Origin of the sequence: Streptomyces griseoluteus (assembly GCF_004784465.1) — a bacterium.
Lineage (GTDB): Bacteria > Actinomycetota > Actinomycetes > Streptomycetales > Streptomycetaceae > Streptomyces > Streptomyces griseoluteus.
Genome location: NZ_SRRU01000009.1, coordinates 360,311 through 375,463, shown reverse-complemented (window position 1 = coordinate 375,463; position 15,153 = coordinate 360,311). Strand labels below are relative to the sequence as shown.

The window sequence follows — 15,153 nt, the reverse complement described above, 5'->3', positions numbered from 1 at the left end:
CGGTCCCGAGCTGTGGGGCGACGCCCGTACCGGTTGGGTGGAGGTGGCGGGATGGCAGTGGACTCCTTCCAGTCGGACGAGGAGCACGATGCCGAGGACCCCCGGCCGACGGGGCTGCTCGACCTGCTGAGTGTGGCCGCGGTCGTCTTGGACACGGCGGGGCGCATCGTCTTCTGGACCCCGCAGGCGGAGGATCTCTTCGGCTACTCCGCCGAGGAGGCGCTCGGTTCCGAGGCGGGCCGGCTGCTCGTCTCGCCGGGCCGGATCAAGTCGGCGGTACGGCTGTTCAGCGAGGTGCTGGCCACCGGCCAGGGCTGGGCGGGCGCCTTCCCGGTGCTGCACAAGGACGGCTCCAGCCGGCTGACCGAGTTCCGCACCATGCGGCTGCTCGACGACGAGGGCGATGTGTACGCGCTCGGCATCGCCGCCGACCGGGCCCTGCTCCAACGGGTGGAGACCGACCTCGCGCTGTGCGAGCGGCTGATCTACCAGTCCCCCATCGGGCTCGCCCTGCTGGACCCGGACCTGAAGTATCTGCTGGTCAACCCGGCGCTGGAGCGGATCGACGGCGTGCCGGCCGCCGAGCACGTGGGCCGGAGCCTGCGCGAGACGCTGCCGCTGACGGATGTGGAGACCGTGGAGTCGGCGCTGCGCCAGGTCCTCACCACCGGCACGCCGCTGCTGGACCAGTACCACGTGGGCCGGCCACGCAATGATCCCGGACAGCAGCACGCCTGGTCACTGTCCTTCTACCGGCTGGAGGACTCCAGCGGCCGGGTACTGGGCGCGGCCGCCTCCGTCGTGGACGTCACCGAGCGGCACCAGGCCGCCGCGGAGGCGGACCGGGCGCGCAGACGGCTGGCGGTCATCGCGGACGCCTCCGCGCGGATCGGCACCACCCTGGAGGTGGAGCGCACCGCCCGCGAGCTGGCCGAGGTGGCGGCGCCGGTGCTGGCTGACGTGGTCGCGGTGGACGTGCTGGACTCGGCGCTGGCCTGCCGCCGGACTCGCAGCCCGGAGCAAGGGCCCGAGCTGTTCCGGGCGCTCGCCCTGAAGGCGGCCCACCAGACCGTGGCGACCCGCGCCGCCGACCCGCCGGGCGACCTGGCCGCCTACGCCGGGGACCGGCTGGTGACGCTGTGCGTGCACACCGGGCGCCCGGTGCTGATCCCGCACGTGCAGGCCGCCGACCTGCCGCGGATCGCACGGGACGCGGACGGCGAGGCGCTGCTCGCGGAGGCGGGCGTGCACTCGTACCTGGCGGTGCCGCTGATCGCGCACGGCGAGGTGCTGGGCGCGCTGGACCTGAAGCGGACCCGCAATCCGCTGCCGTTCGACGAGGACGACGTGGTGCTGGCGGCCGAGATAGCGGGCCGGGCCGGGGTGGCGATCGACAACGCGCGCTGGTTCCAGAGCGTGCGCAACACCGCGCTCACGCTCCAGCGCAGCCTGCTGCCCGACCACTCCCTCCGCCACACCGGCCTGGAGGTGGCCTCCCGCTACGAGCCCGCGCAGGCCACCAGTGAAGTGGGCGGCGACTGGTACGACGTCATCCCGCTGGCCGACGACCGGACCGCCCTGGTGGTCGGCGACGTGATGGGCAACGGCATCGACGCGGCCGCCACCATGGGCCGGCTGCGCACCGCGACCTGCGCCTACGCCGACCTGGACCTGGCCCCGGGGGCGGTGCTCCGCCATTTGGACCGGATCACCTGCGACCTGGAGCACTACATCGTCACCTGTCTGTACGCGGTCTACGACCCCGCCACCAACCGGTGCACGGTCGCCAACGCCGGGCATCTGCCGCCCGCCCTGGTCCGGCCCGGCCGGCCCCCAGAGTTCCTGGACCTGCCGCCCGCCGCGCCGCTCGGGGTGGGCGGGGTCCCGTTCGACGCGGTCACCGTCCCGATGGAGCCCGGCGATCTGCTGGTGCTGTACACGGACGGGCTGGTGGAGACCCGGCAGCACGCCATCGACGACCGGCTGGAGACGCTGCTGTCCCTGCTGGGCGAGCCCGGCCCCTCGCTGGAGGAGGTCTGCGACCGGCTGGTGCACGGCCTGCGCCACCCCGACGACCACGACGACGTGGCCCTGCTGCTCGCGCGGGTGGTCGACCACCCGTAGCGCCGCCGCGTGGTGGGGTGCGGTGGGTGATGCGAGGCTGGGGGACACAGGTGTTGGAGGAGGGAATCCAGGAGGGCCGATGGGACGGGACGTCCCGGCGCTCGTCTTCACCCGCGAGGACCGCCGCCGGTACCGCATCAAGATGCAGGAGTGCCTCGACGCGTTCGCCCAGATGCTGCGCGAGTCACGGTTCGACAGCGACCGGCCCCGGGTCGGGCTGGAGATCGAGCTGAACCTCGTGGGCGCCGACGCCGAGCCCGCGATGCGCAACAGCGATGTGCTGGAGGCCATCGCGGACCCCTCCTGGGCGACCGAGCTGGGCCGGTTCAACCTGGAGATCAACGTGCCGCCGCGCCGGCTGACGGCGGGTGGCCCGGACGCCTGGGAGGTGGAGATCCGGGCGGCGCTCAACCACGCCGAGGACCGGGCCCGTACCGTCGGCGCGCGGCTGGTGATGGTCGGCATCCTGCCCACGCTGCGCCAGGCGGACATCGGGGTGGCCGCGCTGTCGGAGAACCCGCGCTACCGCCTGCTCAACGACCAGGTGTTCGCGGCGCGGGGCGAGGATCTGCGCCTCGAGGTGGACGGCGTGGACCGGCTGCGCTCCTACGCGGACACGATCACCCCGGAGGCGGCCTGCACCAGCACCCAGTTCCACCTCCAGGTCTCCCCCGAGGACTTCGCGGGCTACTGGAACGCGGCGCAGGCCATCGCGGGAGTGCAGGTGGCACTCGCGGCGAACTCCCCCTTCCTGTTCGGCAAGGAGCTGTGGCACGAGACCCGTATCCCGCTGTTCGAGCAGGCGACGGACACCCGGCCCGAGGAGATCAAGGTCCAGGGGGTGCGGCCGAGGGTGTGGTTCGGGGAGCGGTGGATCACCAGCGTCTTCGACCTGTTCGAGGAGAACCTGCGTTACTTCCCGGCCCTGCTTCCGCTGTGCGACGAGCAGGACCCGGCGGAGACGCTGGACCGGGGCGACATCCCGGAGCTGGCCGAGCTGACCCTGCACAACGGGACCATCTACCGCTGGAACCGCCCGGTGTACGCGGTGGCCGACGGGCGGCCGCACGTCCGGGTGGAGAACCGCGTGCTGCCGGCGGGCCCGACGGTCGCGGACACCCTCGCCAACGGTGCCTTCTACTACGGGCTGACGCGGGCCCTGGTGGAGGAGGACCGGCCGGTGTGGTCGCGGATGTCGTTCTCGGCGGCGGAGGAGAACCTGCACACCGCCGCCCGGCACGGCATCGAGGCGCTGCTGTACTGGCCCGGCATGGGCGAGGTGCCGGTGCCGGAACTGGTGTTGCGGCGGCTGCTGCCACTGGCGCACCGGGGTCTGGAGCTGTCCGGCATGGACGCGGCGTGGCGGGAGCCGCTGCTCGGCATCATCGAGCAGCGGTGTGTCACGGCCCGCAACGGCGCGGTGTGGCAGAAGGAGATGGTGCGCAAGCTGGAGGACACCACGCACACGAGCCGGCATGAGGCGCTGCGCCGGATGACGGAGCTGTACATGGACTACATGCACCTCAACGCCCCGGTGCACACCTGGCCGGTGGACTGAGGCGAGGCGTCGCGTCCGACGGTGTTCACCCGGGGAGTCGTCCCGGTCTGCGCTCAGCAGTTCGAGACGTACTGGAGAATGCGGCGAAGCCGGCAAGTGGCGCTGTTCAAGGGCGAGTTCACCGCGACCAGCGCCCACGGCGGCGCCGCCGTCAGGGGACTCTGACGGCGCCTGCCAGGCCCACATCCGCGCGTCCTCGCCCAGCCCACGTGAACTGCACGGGGACACGGCCCTGCGAGGCTCTGTCTACCGACAGGAAACCAACCCTGACCTGGGGCTTTGTCTCTTTCGAAGCTGTCAGGCCTTTTCCCGCTTACTCGGCGAAAAATCCCTGGAAAGTCCCTGGGACAGAGCTGAAAGTCCCTGAAAAGTCCCTGGTTCTGCGCGGCCCGACCAGCGCTCGCGCACCTCAGACGGGTGTCGCGGCACCTGCCTTCCGCCCCGCACCCGGAAGAAGTGTGCCCCAGGTACGCACCAAAGGGGCAACGAGTTGATCTTGCGGTCCTGACCGGCGTTCGGCTCGGTCGCTGCTGTCGGCGTCCTCGGCCTGCTCGACCTCGGCACCCTCAAGGGCCGGCGCATCGTCCTCGGCCGGACGTCGCAGCGACGAGCAGGCAGCCATCCGGGGATGTCCGGCCGACCCGGTGCCCCTTCGGGCTGCAGGGCGATCACCCGTGGCACCCGCTTCACACGAAGGAGACCAGCGTGCCCGATGAGCAGCTCTCGGACCGGGGAGCCTGGGTCGTCCTCGGCGGCGTCCACCTCCTCAACCGCACCGTGCCACGGCGACCAGACGAGCCGATACGGGTGCCACCACAGGAGGTATGCCGGCCGGCCACCACCATGATCGTCCGCTGGGACACGCTGGGGCCCTGCCCGGTCGAAGCGCTGCACCCCGGCGGCACCCGGCTCGGGGCGGCCAGGATCGACGGCGGTGAACTGTTCCCCGACGCCATCGCTGGCCCCGCCCTGCGCGGCCTGGTCGGCACCGAGGCCGCCCCCGGCCTGGTGCCGCTGTGCTACCTAGCCGAACATCCCGGCGGCGGCTACCACGCAGCCGGGTTCTGTGACGGGCGTCTCGGGCGTCGTCGGGGCGCGGGGCGGGATGTGGCCGCTCAGCCGTCCCAGGTCCAGTCGGCGACCTCGGGCAGGTCCATGCCGTGCTCCCGGATCCAGGCCTGATGGCGCTGGCGGGCGTCCACCATCCGCTGGCGTACGGCCGCCGCGCGAACCGCGAGGCCGGGGACGCGTTCGATGACGTCCATGACCAGGCGGTAGCGATCGAGGTCGTTACGGACCACCATGTCGAACGGGGTGGTCGTGGTGCCAATCTCCTTGTAGCCGCGCACGTGAAGGTTCTTGCGACCCGTGCGGCGGTAGGCCAGGCGGGGCCGCGGCAGCCCCACTCACATGAAGATGTACGCGCCTACTGCACGGTACGTGGAACGAGTTGTCGGAGGCGTGCTTCGACCTCGTGGCGGTTCAGGGAGTGGGTGCGGGCGTAGTGGGTCACTGCGGCCTGCACGGTCGCCGCGGCGTCCCGCCATACCTGGCGCTGCTGGTCCCGTTCGCGGTGGCCGTGGAGCTGCTGGAGATGGAGGCGGGCGTCGTCGGCGGCCTGCTGGAGCGTGATCAGTTCGCCGAGTGGTCCCGTCGTGCTGTCGGCCGCCTGCCAAGTGTGGTCTGCATGTTGCTCGGGGCCAGTGGGAGCGGTCTCGATGGCCGGTGCCGAGGGCTGAACCGGGATGTTGGGTTGAGACGGTGGGACTTGGACGGTGAGCGATGCAGGAGGCTTGCAGGTGGGGCGGTTGCAGCTCGCACCGCCCGCTTGGGTCGTTTCCCGTTCGGGCGGCAGGCGGGTGTCGTCGCTGTGAAGATCGTCCAGCCGGTCACGGTCGGTGCTGGTGACCCAGTAGCGGTGCACGGTGGTCCCGGCGCGGAACTGGATGGGGACGATGGTGCCGGCGGCGGTCTGGCGGACCATGTCGTCGAAGAGGACATGGCGGGGTTTGGGGGTGGCGTGGGCTTTGCCGCAGCGTCGGACGCCGTGGGGGCAGGGGTAGAGGGATCGGGTGTCGCAGTGCCAGAACTCAAGGGCGCGGAAGCCGGAGACGATGCGGAGGTCGCCGGTGCGGGTGATGACGTAGGCGGGAAGGTGGTCGCTGCGGGTCCAGTGGGTGTCGTTGCGCTGGGCGTAGGCGGCGCGGTCGGTGTGCCAGGCGGGGGTGATGCCGTTCTTGGTGGCCTTGGCGGCACGGGCACGGACGCCGCGTAGGCCGCTCTCGTCGATGGTGGACAGCTGTACTTCCCAGCCGATGCGACGGCCGTCGGCTCCTTCGACGAGAGTGTCGGTCTGGATCCAGCTGCGGCCTACCCGGGTGCGTACCTCGCTGTCGCCGCTGAAACCGCCTTCCTGTGCGGCACGCAGGATGCGTTCCTGGTAGGCCTTGTGCTCGTCGCTCATCGGGGCGGTGTGGCGTTCTTCGTCCTCGCGGCGTTCGTGCACGGCCTCGCGCCGACCGCCGCGCATCCTTAGGTGCATGGGAGCTTCGACGCCCATGTCGCGGCACACGCCTCCGCACTGCAGATCTCGCTCACTGACCGGCACTCCCAGGCGTCCGAAGAACCGGTCCGCCTTGTAGATGGTGTCCCACAGCTCGGGAAGTTCCGGGTGGTCCAAGTCCTCCCGGGTCAGGTCAAGCAGGATCCGCATGCTCTTGTGCCAGACGACGTTCGCCAACTCACACCGCCATCACCGTCGGAGGTCGTTGTATCGACGGTAAAGCCCGGCACTGACAATCCGGCAGGAGTCGGATCAGCCAAGCGAACCCGCCGTCAGACCGGCCTCCATTCGGAACAAGCCTCGGGCGCGGACTGCACCGATGTCCGATGCCCCCCACAAGGGAAAGCCACTGCACATCGACACCTGGTGAGGTGGAGCTCAACGACGACGCTGATGCCCGGCACTGTATGCCGCACATTCCCGTGCCCTCAGACGTCAGGCGGCGGGGAACTCGTGGGCGTGGCCGCCGCGCCACTCCACCCACTGCGGGTCGTCCAGGAGGGCGTCGGGTTTGACCACTCCGGTGCCCTCGAGGAACACGACCAAGTCGTGGTCGCTGTAGGCGGTGCCGAGGATCTCGTTCCGGTCATTGGTGTGCACGGTGACCTTCTGGCCGCCCGAGGGCGAGGGCCGGTGCACGACGATTGGCGCGCTGGTCACGCCTTCCAGCGTGCCCCGGGCGGGTCTGGGCGAGTCGGCCCAGGGGTGTCAAGGTGAGTCGCCAGACCAGTCCCAGCGGTTCCGCTGGCCGGGTCGCGGGTCGTACAGGGCGCGGCCGCCGGCGCCGAACTGCCCAAGCTCGGTCATCAGCGCGACGCCAGTCTGGATCTCGTCCGCTGTCCAGCCGGTGATGTCGAGCAGCAGCCCATCGAGCGGGCCACCGACCAGTTCAGCGTAGCCACAGTGCGGGAGCGGGCCCGGGTGGTCGTGGTCGGTGCCGTAGACCCGGCCGCGCAGCAGCTGCTCGTCATTACGGTCCATCCGTTCAGCCTGGCAGCCGCCACTGACAGCCCGGGTCACGCGAGGCCGTAGGCCGTCGTCTCGCACAGGCCGCCCAGACCGACAGAGGGGCGGCCTAGCGATCTTCGACGATGAAGCACGCTCGCTGGTAGAGCTCGTCAAACGTGATGATCTCAACGTCCTGGATAGATGTCCGGTAGAGCTCGAAGGAGTTGATCTTCTCCGGGTTTACACGGCCGTTGTGGGTGAACTCGCGGAGGCTCCCGATCACCACGACCTGCCGGGGCCGGGTGGTGGAGAGTTCGACGCCGGTCGGGGTGCCGTCGTCGTCGTGGATATGGGTGAGGAACTCTCGGGAGATGAGTTGCTGGGCCTTGCTCACGGTCTTCTGCACCTGCGCCACGCCGCCGCCCAGTTCTTTCGATGCCTGGTAGACGCCCCCGCGATACGGGGTCTTGGCGAGCAGCTCCGTTTCGTGTGTCTTGATTTCACAGAAGAGCATGCTGCTGATCAGGCCCTTGGAACGCATGATGGCGTCGATGCGTTTCCCGGCTCCGCCGAAGATGTCGGCACCGGTGGTGATGCGTTCCAGTTTGCCGTCGTCGATGGATTCACAGGCGATGAGGTTGAGTCCGTAGCCGAAGATCCACTGGTTCGCCTCGAAGAAGGCCTGCCAGACCGCCTCCGCCCCCCGCGTCGTTGCCAGGCTCTCCTCTTGCTGGAAGTAGTCCGAATCGGTCAACAGTCGCTCGAACCTCTGGAGCTGCTCCCTGCGGTTACTGATCAACCGGATGTCCTCCTCGGTGAGGCCGCCGCCGATCGCGGTCCTGACCGCACCGAGAACCATCGTCCGGTCCTGGCCGGTCAGCAGCTGGGTCAGCTGGGCCTCGTCTTCGGCCACGAGCTGGAAGGAGCCGCCGGGTGTGCTCAGGCCGGCGCAGCCCTGGAGGAAGTTGATGACCTTCCAGAAGTTCTCGTGGGCATCCCCGGTGTCGACGAGCGCCTTGACAGCCCGGGTGGCCCCGGTGTCGGGCACCGTATACGTGGCGGGGACCTCTCCCGCCTTCCTCTTATCCTTCTTCCACAATTTGATCCTCGGCGTGAAGGTGTCGCCCTTCTTGATGATGGTGACGCTGCACAGGGTGGCCACCCGGGGCCGGTCGTCGAGAACGAAGTCGTTGATCATCCGGCGTGCGCGGATGTCGTAGAGGTAGTGGAACCCGCTGCGGTCCTGCGAGGCGCGGATCTCCAGATCGGTGAAGTCCCTCTGGGTGACGTCGAACTCGGTAGTGGAGAAGAAGAGGCGGAGACCGCGAACGAGGGGGGTAGCGGGCGCCGCAGCCTCGGTCCGCCAGTCCGGGGAGATGTTAGGCAGCGGCCGGTTATCGCCTTCGACCACAAGGTTCTGGACGTCGGTGCGCCCGAGCTGGCTGAGCAGGGGCTGCAGTGTCCGCCAGATCAGCTCCTTCATCTCCGGGGTGCAGGTGGGCTGGAGTTCGCGCTCCACGGTCAGGACCCCTTCGTAGGTGTCCGCCGTCCAACCGTCACCGGGCATGGGGTGGAAGAAGCCGCCGTCGCGGCGCAGGGTCAGGACAGCCGTACGCAACAGGTCACACGCGGTCTCCTCGCCGGCACAGTCCAGGAGGCTGTAAGTCTGTCCTAGGACCAGGTCGAGCTTGCTCGAGTCGTCGTCGTTCAACGGCAGCGGGACCAGCGGTCCCGTGGGCGGAAGCCGGACCGGCATGTAGATAGGGCGGCCAGAGAGGAAGTCGTGTGGGCGTAGGCCCCATCCGTCCGGTGCCAGCAGCCGGTTGAGCTCCTCAACCTGCTTCGTTGCCTCCTCGACACCAGCCGCGACTTCGGGGTGAACGGTTCGTGCCAGGAAGGCGAGCAGTACCTCGTCCGGCCCATCGGATAGCCCCAATCGGGGGTCCTGGAAGATCCAGTCGTCGTCCAGGTCATAGTTGTTAATCCTGTGCTGCTGGATGTCAGCTCGGACAGTCGGGAGCCGGCTGTTCTCGGGGGCAGGTAGGTCCAGGTCGTAAAGGCTCTCCAGGAACGTGACCTCGTCCAGTTTCCCCCACCAGGGGCTCGGTATCTCGCGCAGGTAGGTGAAAATGTCGTACCGCGTCACCGCTGTGATCGATGGCTGCGGGTGTGCCGAGGCGGGGTCACTGGACGTCATGTGTCTCAGGATGAAGGGCAGGGCGACCAGGTACCGGCAGATCGAGATTTTTCCTCTCCGAGACGAGACGTCAGGCAGAGTGCCGCAGCATGACCGCGGACCGCGAGGCGCGCACATCCCCACCGCGGCCGGGCAGGACGGTTCTGCCCGGCCGTGGTCTCCGCTCGGACGTCAGCCGCGGAAGGGGAGAGCCAGGTGCCGTCGGCCTTCTGCTCGGGCACGGCCTGGTCGTGCTCCAGGTGCTCGTTCCCGGCCTGCTCGGCTGGGCGTTCGGCGGTGATCGCTCGCTGCTTGCAGTCGTCGCACAGGTGCGGGTGGGTCTCCCGTGGCGCGTCCTATCCGGCGGGCTCGATGGCCCTCCACCGTGCATCGGTGAACCGGGTGCCGCAGCCAGCGCACACGGGACGGCGGGCCTCCCGCTCGGCCGCGCAGCGCAGCTGCTCCTTGTACTCCCGTGCGCGGGCTGCGTACTCAGCTTGCTGGCGGGCGTCGTGAGCTTCGCGGCGCGAGTTGCCAGAGGGTTGTGAAAACGCCGCCCGCGCCCGTATCTCGCGATGACCTGCGGGTTTTCGGTCCTGCTCGGTGGCGGGCACCAAAGTGGGTTTCACAGTGGCGCCCCAATTGCGCACCACAGGAGGCCGGGTCGGCGTGCCCGGTGCTGGTCGGGCCCATGGTCGGGGCGGGCGCGCCGGGCGCCTGCCGGTGGTCAGTGCGTGGTCATCGCTGTGGCTCCTTCGTGTCGGGTGCCGCCCTTGGGTGGAGGGAATCGAGGAGCAGCGTGCTGGGGCCCCCTTGTCCGCGGTCTGACCGCGGACAGCAGCGGGCGCCGTCAAGGGGAAACGAAACGATGGTCCGGGCGGTAGCGGACCTGGACAAGGGGTCCAGGTTTGACCCTTGCACCCCCGATTCAGTGAGCCCATCGAGCATCTGTCGGCCGCCATGCCAGATGGCAAGCTGAGAGACTTTCCGCCAGTAGCGGTTCGAAATCATCCATAGCTTCGGAGATGCAGGTCAAAGCAGCGACGCAGATCTGATGGACGAGGGTTTCATCTCGCCGGGCGTCCGCGCTGGAGGCGACCATCTTGATGGTCGAAGTCTTGGTGGCTTCGTTGTAGGACCATACTCCGGCATGGGGAGACGTGTGTTGGAGCGACTGCGGGCGTCGGCGGTGGTAGTCCATGCTGCGGCGCTCGTCCAGCGCCTTGAACCGGGGATCCTGCTGCAGCATCGAGAGACGGGCAACCAGGTGCTTGAGTGGCTCAAGTCCACTTGCTTCGGCTGCTTGGGGCAGCTCTTTGGCCCACAGTTCGACGGTGAGCGACGAAGAGAACGTCGGCCACGCCGTCCACAAATCGGTGTTCGGCTCAAACCCCTTGGCCTTGCGATTCCTCTTTGAGGCGTTGATTACGGAGGCTGCTGACAGGCTGCAGAGTGCAGCACGCAGAACGAGATTGGCCAGACTGTGCGCGGCTCCCAACAGGAAGTGCGTGCTCATCTCGCATAGGGCTCGCACAGCCATACGTTGCGCGCTCTGGATGTCCTCAAGGTGTTGCGGGTCACGTTCGATGGCCGGGTCCTGGAAGCGCTGAGCGTCTTGCTCAGCAGCCCACGCCAGCGTCAACTGCTCCCCGATGCTGCCGGCGAGCCCATGTATTTCCACAACTCGGTTGATCAGCGGCCCCCTGCCACGCACATCAGCTGCCTCCAGGAGCGCCATGGACGCCACCACAGCAGTCTCTCCGCAGCTGCTGTGGCCCTGCCAGCGCATCGCAGTAGCTTCAACCGCGGGGCGCGGGTCAGTGGTTGCGGCTGTACCGTCCGCTCTCCGAGGGGCTGCGAAGGAAGAAAAGCTAAGGGCAGAGGTCCATTCTTCAGTCACGGAGGGATCGTAAACAGCCCGAACAAGGCAGGTGATGCCATTTCCAGATGCACCTCGACATCGGCTGCACTCAGTGGCAGGCCTCCCGGCCACGGTGCAGTCCGGGCTCCTGCGGGCGGTGCGCCCGCTGGTCGTCCTCGCGCACCGGATGCGCGTCGTCGGCATCGTCATGGTGCGCGTAGCGGTCCATCGTGGCGCGGGCCCGGTCGGCTGCCGCCGTGAAGGCGGCCCCGAGGTGACGCAGCCGCTCGGTGGTGAGATCGAGGGCTTCCACGTCGGTGCGGGACTTCCGCAGGGCCCGCAGCGTCGTCAGGTCCAGCCCCTCGCGTCGGCCGGGCTCCTGCTCCTGATCGTCGATCTCGGGGTCGGCCAGCTCGGGTGCGAGCAGATGCTCGGGCATCGCCGCCTGCTGGTGGGCGACGACGACGTACGCACGGCCCCGCACGGCGGTGGCGTGGCGGTGGTGGTGCGCAGCTTCTCGCGCACCACCACGCCGGCGAGGACGGCGCGCTCGTACTGGAGCGGGATGCGGGGGATCTCCCACTCCCCCGCATCCTGATCCGTGAGCCGGTGCGCGGTCAGCTCGCCGGGACTGGCTGTGGGTTGGCGGTCCAGGTTGGGCGCGGGGGTCGGAGGTCGGCGGCGGGCGGGGAGTTCGGACAGGGACCACCGGGCGGTGTAGGGGCGGTAGCCCGCCTCCAGACCGCGTACGGTCTTCGGCTCGCTGATATCCAGGCAGTGGCTGGAGATGACGGCCGCCACGATCTGGTCCTCCAGGCCGGGGCCGCGGCGGCGGCCGCGCAGGACGAGAGCGAGGTGGCGGCGAGCTTCGGCGAGCAGATGCTACATCTCCGCGTTGTTCAGCATCCGCCATTGCGATGAGTCCCGCCGGTTTTACGAACGCAAGCGAGCCGAAGGCAAGCGCCACATCCAGGCCGTCCTCGCTCTGGCCCGCCGCCGCGTCAACGTCCTCTGGGCCCTCCTCCGCGACGGACGGACCTACGAACTCGTGCCACCCACCGCTCTCGCGGCTTGACAGACCGCATTAGGAATCAGTCAAGAGCTGTGGATGGGACCTTTCGACGGGGTGATCTCAGCAGCCGCGAGCCGGGCGTTTTCGCGCACCTTCGAGGCGGTATTGGCGGACAACAGCGCGGCGGTAGCCCTCAGCGTGACAACATCAACGTATGGGCATCTTCAACTCTATCGCGCGTGGCCTCGGTAGCCTCCGCCCGCTGTCCGACGCGGAACTCGCAGACGAACGTGAGGCGCTGCGAGAGCGTTACGTATCCGCCGGGGATCTCAACGAAGCGGACAAACTGTACGACGAGCTGCACCGCTACGACGCAGAGATGATTCGCCGTGCAAACGAGGCCTATGCCCGCGAGAACCCGAACCCACCAGAGCCCAGGCATCGCGAGCACGGGTGGTACCTGCCGAACGACGACTAGGCGGGCGTCTGCAGGCGGAGAGTAGCGCTTCGCACGCAGTTCCGGCGAACTCGCTTACCGCACAAGGTCGTTGGGCGACAATCTCTGCATGCTGGCACCGATCCCCCCGCCTCCGCCGTCGCAGCGGAGCGTCATCATCAAGAAGCCCCGCAGCCTGGCCCGACGGCTCATGCAGGACGCCGGCAGCGGGCCGCTGCCCGTTTTTGCCCTACGCATCCAGGACCGCGCCCGCGCTACCGCCAATGACTTCCTTCGCGAGCACGGGTACCGTGAACATCGGCTCTACGTCCTGGAGATCGCCGGACACACACCCCGCATCAAGATCGGGTACAGCAGCGCTCCATGGGAACGCCTCACACGGCACATCGGGGAAGTCAATCGCTGGCAACACACGCTGATCCAGGCCCATTTCTCCGACGCTCTGCCCGACAAGGCCACGGCCAAGAGCGCCGAGCAGCAGGCGCACGCGTTTATGAGCAAGTTCTATGACTGCGTGCCGGGCTCTGCGGAGATGTTCGTTGGCAGTGACTTCCGCGCCGGGAAGACCTGCGTGGAGACTGCCGTGGCCTGTGCGTTGTGCGGACGGTCGGAGCAATTGTCAAGATCTGTGGATCGCTGAAGTTATGGCGCCACACACGCGAAGGCTGCCAAGCCCCCGAGCGCCTTCGGGGCGCGGTGGGGGTGGTGGTCAGCAGCAAGGTCCGGCATGGCGGTTCTCCTCGGCGAGGTCGGTGAAGGGGATGGGACAGCAGGCGCTGGACGCGCACACGGTCAGGTCGTCGCAGCCCGCCTCGACGGCGGCGGCCAGGGCGGTGCGGATGGTGGCCAGGTCGGCGATCTTCCGGTCGACCTCGGCGCGCTTGGCCGCAGCACGTTCCTGGAGCCCCGCCACGGAGCGGCCGTGGCGGTGGCGGCCGGCCTCCAGCAGCGTGAACCCGAGCCGCTGGGCCGCCTTGATCACCCGCAGCGCGGTCACCGCCTCCTCGCCGTACAGGCGGTGACCGCCATTGCTTCGTTCCGGCTCGGCCAGCAGGCCGCGCCGCTCGTAGTACCGCAGCGTCTGCACGTTCACCCCGGCCGCCTCGGCGACCTGCCCGCTGCGTAGGCCCGAGCTCACCGCCACTCCTGCGAGGCAGCGGTCCGCGCGGCTAGGGCGTCCAGGACCGCCTCGTGCGCCGGGTTCACTGAGATGTCCAGAGAGATCAAGTCCTCGCCCGGGGTGGCGGTGAAGGTGAAGAACGAGCAGCAGCCGCTCTCACGCTCCACCAAGGCACGGACCCGCTCCTCAACGCCCTCGCCATCCGCCAGGTCCGGCCGCAGCCGGAGCGGCTGCGGCCGGGACAGCGACGTCAGCCGCTCGGAGAACAGCGCATCCCACTCCGCGACCCGCAAGGGCCGCTCCTCGGTGGGCAGCGTGCAGGACTGCGACACCCAGGCCAGATCACTCATCGCACTCACTCCCGTCATCACGCCCCCGAGGGCGGGGGCACCTTCAACGGTTAAACCTGCACCTAAAGCTTGGCCCGCATCTGACCGGTTGGGGGCGCGGCGGCCAGACGCAGACGTTGGACACCGCCTCGCGTCAGCAGCATCCCGCTGCTGGTCACGAGGTCATGGGCGGCAAGGCCGATCCTCATGCCGGAGATTCGTCGGCCCTGCGTGCTCTCGACGATGGCCGGCCTGGTCGCCGCTCGCAGGACTTTCCAGATAAGGCGCGTCTCCTCGGTCAGGAGTTGATGTCTCTCCGGCCCGACCTCCTGCTCGAACCAGCGCACCGCGAGACGGCCGGCCTCGAAGACTTCGCCCTCGCCGTCCTGAAGGCGGCGTGAGCAAAGGAACTGCACGACGGCCGAGTGTCCGAGGTCGGATCTGGGGGCGACGGCGTCGTCCACCAGGACGTCCTCAGGTGCCCGGGCCTCGGTCGGCAGAAGCAGAAACGCTTGCCGACCGCCGCAGCTCAGGGCCTCACCGAGTGAGCGATGCAGATGCACCTGGTGAAGGCCCTTCGGGCCGGGGTGACTGCACAGCCAGCCGGAGCGCGGCAGGGCTTCGCTGATGCGCTGCCCAATGAGTTGCTCGTCTTGGGGCAGCGACCACACATCGGTCGTCTTCGTTCGGGAGCCAGGAGAAGCCACGCGCGAAGCATGGCAGAGAACGAGAACATTCCCGCGGGAGCGTCCGGGACCCCGCTGCCTGCCTCCGGACTCTGCTGGCCGATGCGAAGATCACGGGATGCCTCGTGTGATCACCGCATCGGAAGCCTCGTGGATACTCCCGTTCACGGGGCTAACTCCGCGGGAATTCCGCACGTTGCTCGTGACGCTGCGACGCGAGGGCGCCGATGGAGTACGTCCGGGACGCCCCTGGGGACTGTCGCTTGAGGACCGGGTTCTACTGGTGGCTGCCTAGGACGCCTCGGTGTTCAGCCGATCA

General features: G+C 68.8%; 15 protein-coding genes and 3 pseudogenes. 8 read left to right on the top strand and 10 right to left on the bottom strand.

The window, feature by feature from the left end:
* The first annotated feature begins 51 nt into the window (after positions 1–51).
* The 3 genes from E5082_RS25025 (at position 52) to E5082_RS25015 (ending at position 4,864) form a co-directional block, all read left to right on the top strand.
* Entirely contained in the window at positions 52–2,124 is a 2,073-nt protein-coding gene (locus E5082_RS25025) for a SpoIIE family protein phosphatase (protein WP_135793493.1), read from the top strand.
* A gap of 79 nt (positions 2,125–2,203) precedes the next feature.
* Positions 2,204–3,682, top strand: a complete 1,479-nt coding sequence (locus E5082_RS25020; RefSeq protein WP_135793492.1) for a glutamate-cysteine ligase family protein — start codon at positions 2,204–2,206, stop codon at positions 3,680–3,682.
* Positions 3,683–4,387: 705 nt separating this feature from the next.
* Positions 4,388–4,864, top strand: coding sequence for a hypothetical protein (locus E5082_RS25015; RefSeq protein ID WP_229918748.1), 477 nt, complete (start codon positions 4,388–4,390; stop codon positions 4,862–4,864).
* Here the strand turns inward: E5082_RS25015 and E5082_RS25010 are convergent.
* The 7 genes and pseudogenes from E5082_RS25010 to E5082_RS24980 all read right to left on the bottom strand — a co-directional run.
* Positions 4,798–5,070 (bottom strand): annotated as a pseudogene (locus tag E5082_RS25010) (phosphoketolase family protein); the annotation flags it as partial. The gene E5082_RS25015 and the pseudogene E5082_RS25010 sit on opposite strands and share 67 nt — an antisense overlap.
* 38 nt (positions 5,071–5,108) lie before the next feature.
* Complete coding sequence (locus tag E5082_RS33070) at positions 5,109–6,395, bottom strand: hypothetical protein (RefSeq protein WP_229918747.1); 1,287 nt, start codon at positions 6,393–6,395, stop codon at positions 5,109–5,111.
* 285 nt (positions 6,396–6,680) lie between these two features.
* The gene (locus tag E5082_RS25000; protein WP_135793491.1) at positions 6,681–6,905 is read right to left on the bottom strand and encodes a hypothetical protein; all 225 of its coding nucleotides are present in this window, start codon (positions 6,903–6,905) and stop codon (positions 6,681–6,683) included.
* Between the two features lie 48 nt (positions 6,906–6,953).
* Entirely contained in the window at positions 6,954–7,226 is a 273-nt protein-coding gene (locus tag E5082_RS24995; RefSeq protein ID WP_135793490.1) for a hypothetical protein, read from the bottom strand.
* Between the two features lie 94 nt (positions 7,227–7,320).
* Positions 7,321–9,390 carry a Shedu anti-phage system protein SduA domain-containing protein gene (locus E5082_RS24990; protein ID WP_135793489.1) on the bottom strand — a complete coding sequence of 690 codons (2,070 nt, stop codon included), beginning with the start codon at positions 9,388–9,390 and terminating at the stop codon, positions 7,321–7,323.
* Positions 9,391–10,297: 907 nt separating this feature from the next.
* Positions 10,298–11,107: a hypothetical protein gene (locus E5082_RS24985; protein ID WP_135793488.1), complete on the bottom strand. Its 810-nt coding sequence runs from the start codon at positions 11,105–11,107 to the stop codon at positions 10,298–10,300.
* Positions 11,108–11,339: 232 nt separating this feature from the next.
* The gene (locus E5082_RS24980) at positions 11,340–11,669 is read right to left on the bottom strand and encodes a hypothetical protein (protein ID WP_135793487.1); all 330 of its coding nucleotides are present in this window, start codon (positions 11,667–11,669) and stop codon (positions 11,340–11,342) included.
* Here E5082_RS24980 and E5082_RS32475 point away from each other — a divergent pair.
* From E5082_RS32475 to E5082_RS24965, 4 genes and pseudogenes are all read left to right on the top strand, one after another.
* A complete protein-coding gene (locus E5082_RS32475; protein ID WP_167514134.1) occupies positions 11,658–11,828 on the top strand; it encodes a hypothetical protein in 171 nt (56 codons plus the stop codon). The genes E5082_RS24980 and E5082_RS32475 overlap by 12 nt on opposite strands.
* Before the next feature lie 222 nt (positions 11,829–12,050).
* A pseudogene (locus E5082_RS24975) lies at positions 12,051–12,305 on the top strand (IS110 family transposase); the annotation flags it as partial.
* 151 nt (positions 12,306–12,456) lie between these two features.
* On the top strand, positions 12,457–12,720 hold the full coding sequence (locus E5082_RS24970; protein WP_135793486.1) for a hypothetical protein: 264 nt from the start codon (positions 12,457–12,459) through the stop codon (positions 12,718–12,720).
* An 88-nt stretch (positions 12,721–12,808) separates the two neighbouring features.
* Positions 12,809–13,339 (top strand): hypothetical protein, encoded by a 531-nt coding sequence (locus E5082_RS24965; protein WP_135793485.1) that lies wholly within the window; start codon positions 12,809–12,811, stop codon positions 13,337–13,339.
* Positions 13,340–13,408: 69 nt separating this feature from the next.
* On the opposite strand, the gene E5082_RS24960 is transcribed toward E5082_RS24965, so the two are convergent.
* From E5082_RS24960 to E5082_RS24950, 3 genes are all read right to left on the bottom strand, one after another.
* Positions 13,409–13,837, bottom strand: a complete 429-nt coding sequence (locus tag E5082_RS24960; RefSeq protein WP_135793484.1) for a MerR family transcriptional regulator — start codon at positions 13,835–13,837, stop codon at positions 13,409–13,411.
* Entirely contained in the window at positions 13,834–14,169 is a 336-nt protein-coding gene (locus E5082_RS24955) for a ferredoxin reductase domain-containing protein (RefSeq protein WP_135793483.1), read from the bottom strand. Before E5082_RS24955 ends, E5082_RS24960 begins: the two co-directional genes overlap by 4 nt.
* Before the next feature lie 62 nt (positions 14,170–14,231).
* Entirely contained in the window at positions 14,232–14,855 is a 624-nt protein-coding gene (locus tag E5082_RS24950) for a hypothetical protein (RefSeq protein WP_135793482.1), read from the bottom strand.
* A 97-nt stretch (positions 14,856–14,952) separates the two neighbouring features.
* On the opposite strand from E5082_RS24950, the pseudogene E5082_RS24945 reads away from it, so the two are divergent.
* Positions 14,953–15,126: pseudogene (locus tag E5082_RS24945) on the top strand (IS5/IS1182 family transposase); the annotation flags it as partial.
* Between the last annotated feature and the right edge of the window lie 27 nt (positions 15,127–15,153).

Bases quoted from the DNA above. Each gene is read 5' to 3' on its own strand.
- E5082_RS25025 (WP_135793493.1), top strand. From the start codon at position 52: ATGGCAGTGGACTCCTTCCAGTCGGACGAGGAGCACGATGCCGAGGAC.
- E5082_RS25020 (WP_135793492.1), top strand. From the start codon at position 2,204: ATGGGACGGGACGTCCCGGCGCTCGTCTTCACCCGCGAGGACCGCCGC.
- E5082_RS33070 (WP_229918747.1), bottom strand. From the start codon at position 6,395: ATGCGGATCCTGCTTGACCTGACCCGGGAGGACTTGGACCACCCGGAA.
- E5082_RS24995 (WP_135793490.1), bottom strand. From the start codon at position 7,226: ATGGACCGTAATGACGAGCAGCTGCTGCGCGGCCGGGTCTACGGCACC.
- E5082_RS24990 (WP_135793489.1), bottom strand. From the start codon at position 9,390: ATGACGTCCAGTGACCCCGCCTCGGCACACCCGCAGCCATCGATCACA.
- E5082_RS24985 (WP_135793488.1), bottom strand. From the start codon at position 11,107: ATGGCGCTCCTGGAGGCAGCTGATGTGCGTGGCAGGGGGCCGCTGATC.
- E5082_RS32475 (WP_167514134.1), top strand. From the start codon at position 11,658: ATGCTCGGGCATCGCCGCCTGCTGGTGGGCGACGACGACGTACGCACG.
- E5082_RS24980 (WP_135793487.1), bottom strand. From the start codon at position 11,669: ATGCCCGAGCATCTGCTCGCACCCGAGCTGGCCGACCCCGAGATCGAC.
- E5082_RS24970 (WP_135793486.1), top strand. From the start codon at position 12,457: ATGGGCATCTTCAACTCTATCGCGCGTGGCCTCGGTAGCCTCCGCCCG.
- E5082_RS24965 (WP_135793485.1), top strand. From the start codon at position 12,809: ATGCTGGCACCGATCCCCCCGCCTCCGCCGTCGCAGCGGAGCGTCATC.
- E5082_RS24955 (WP_135793483.1), bottom strand. From the start codon at position 14,169: ATGAGTGATCTGGCCTGGGTGTCGCAGTCCTGCACGCTGCCCACCGAG.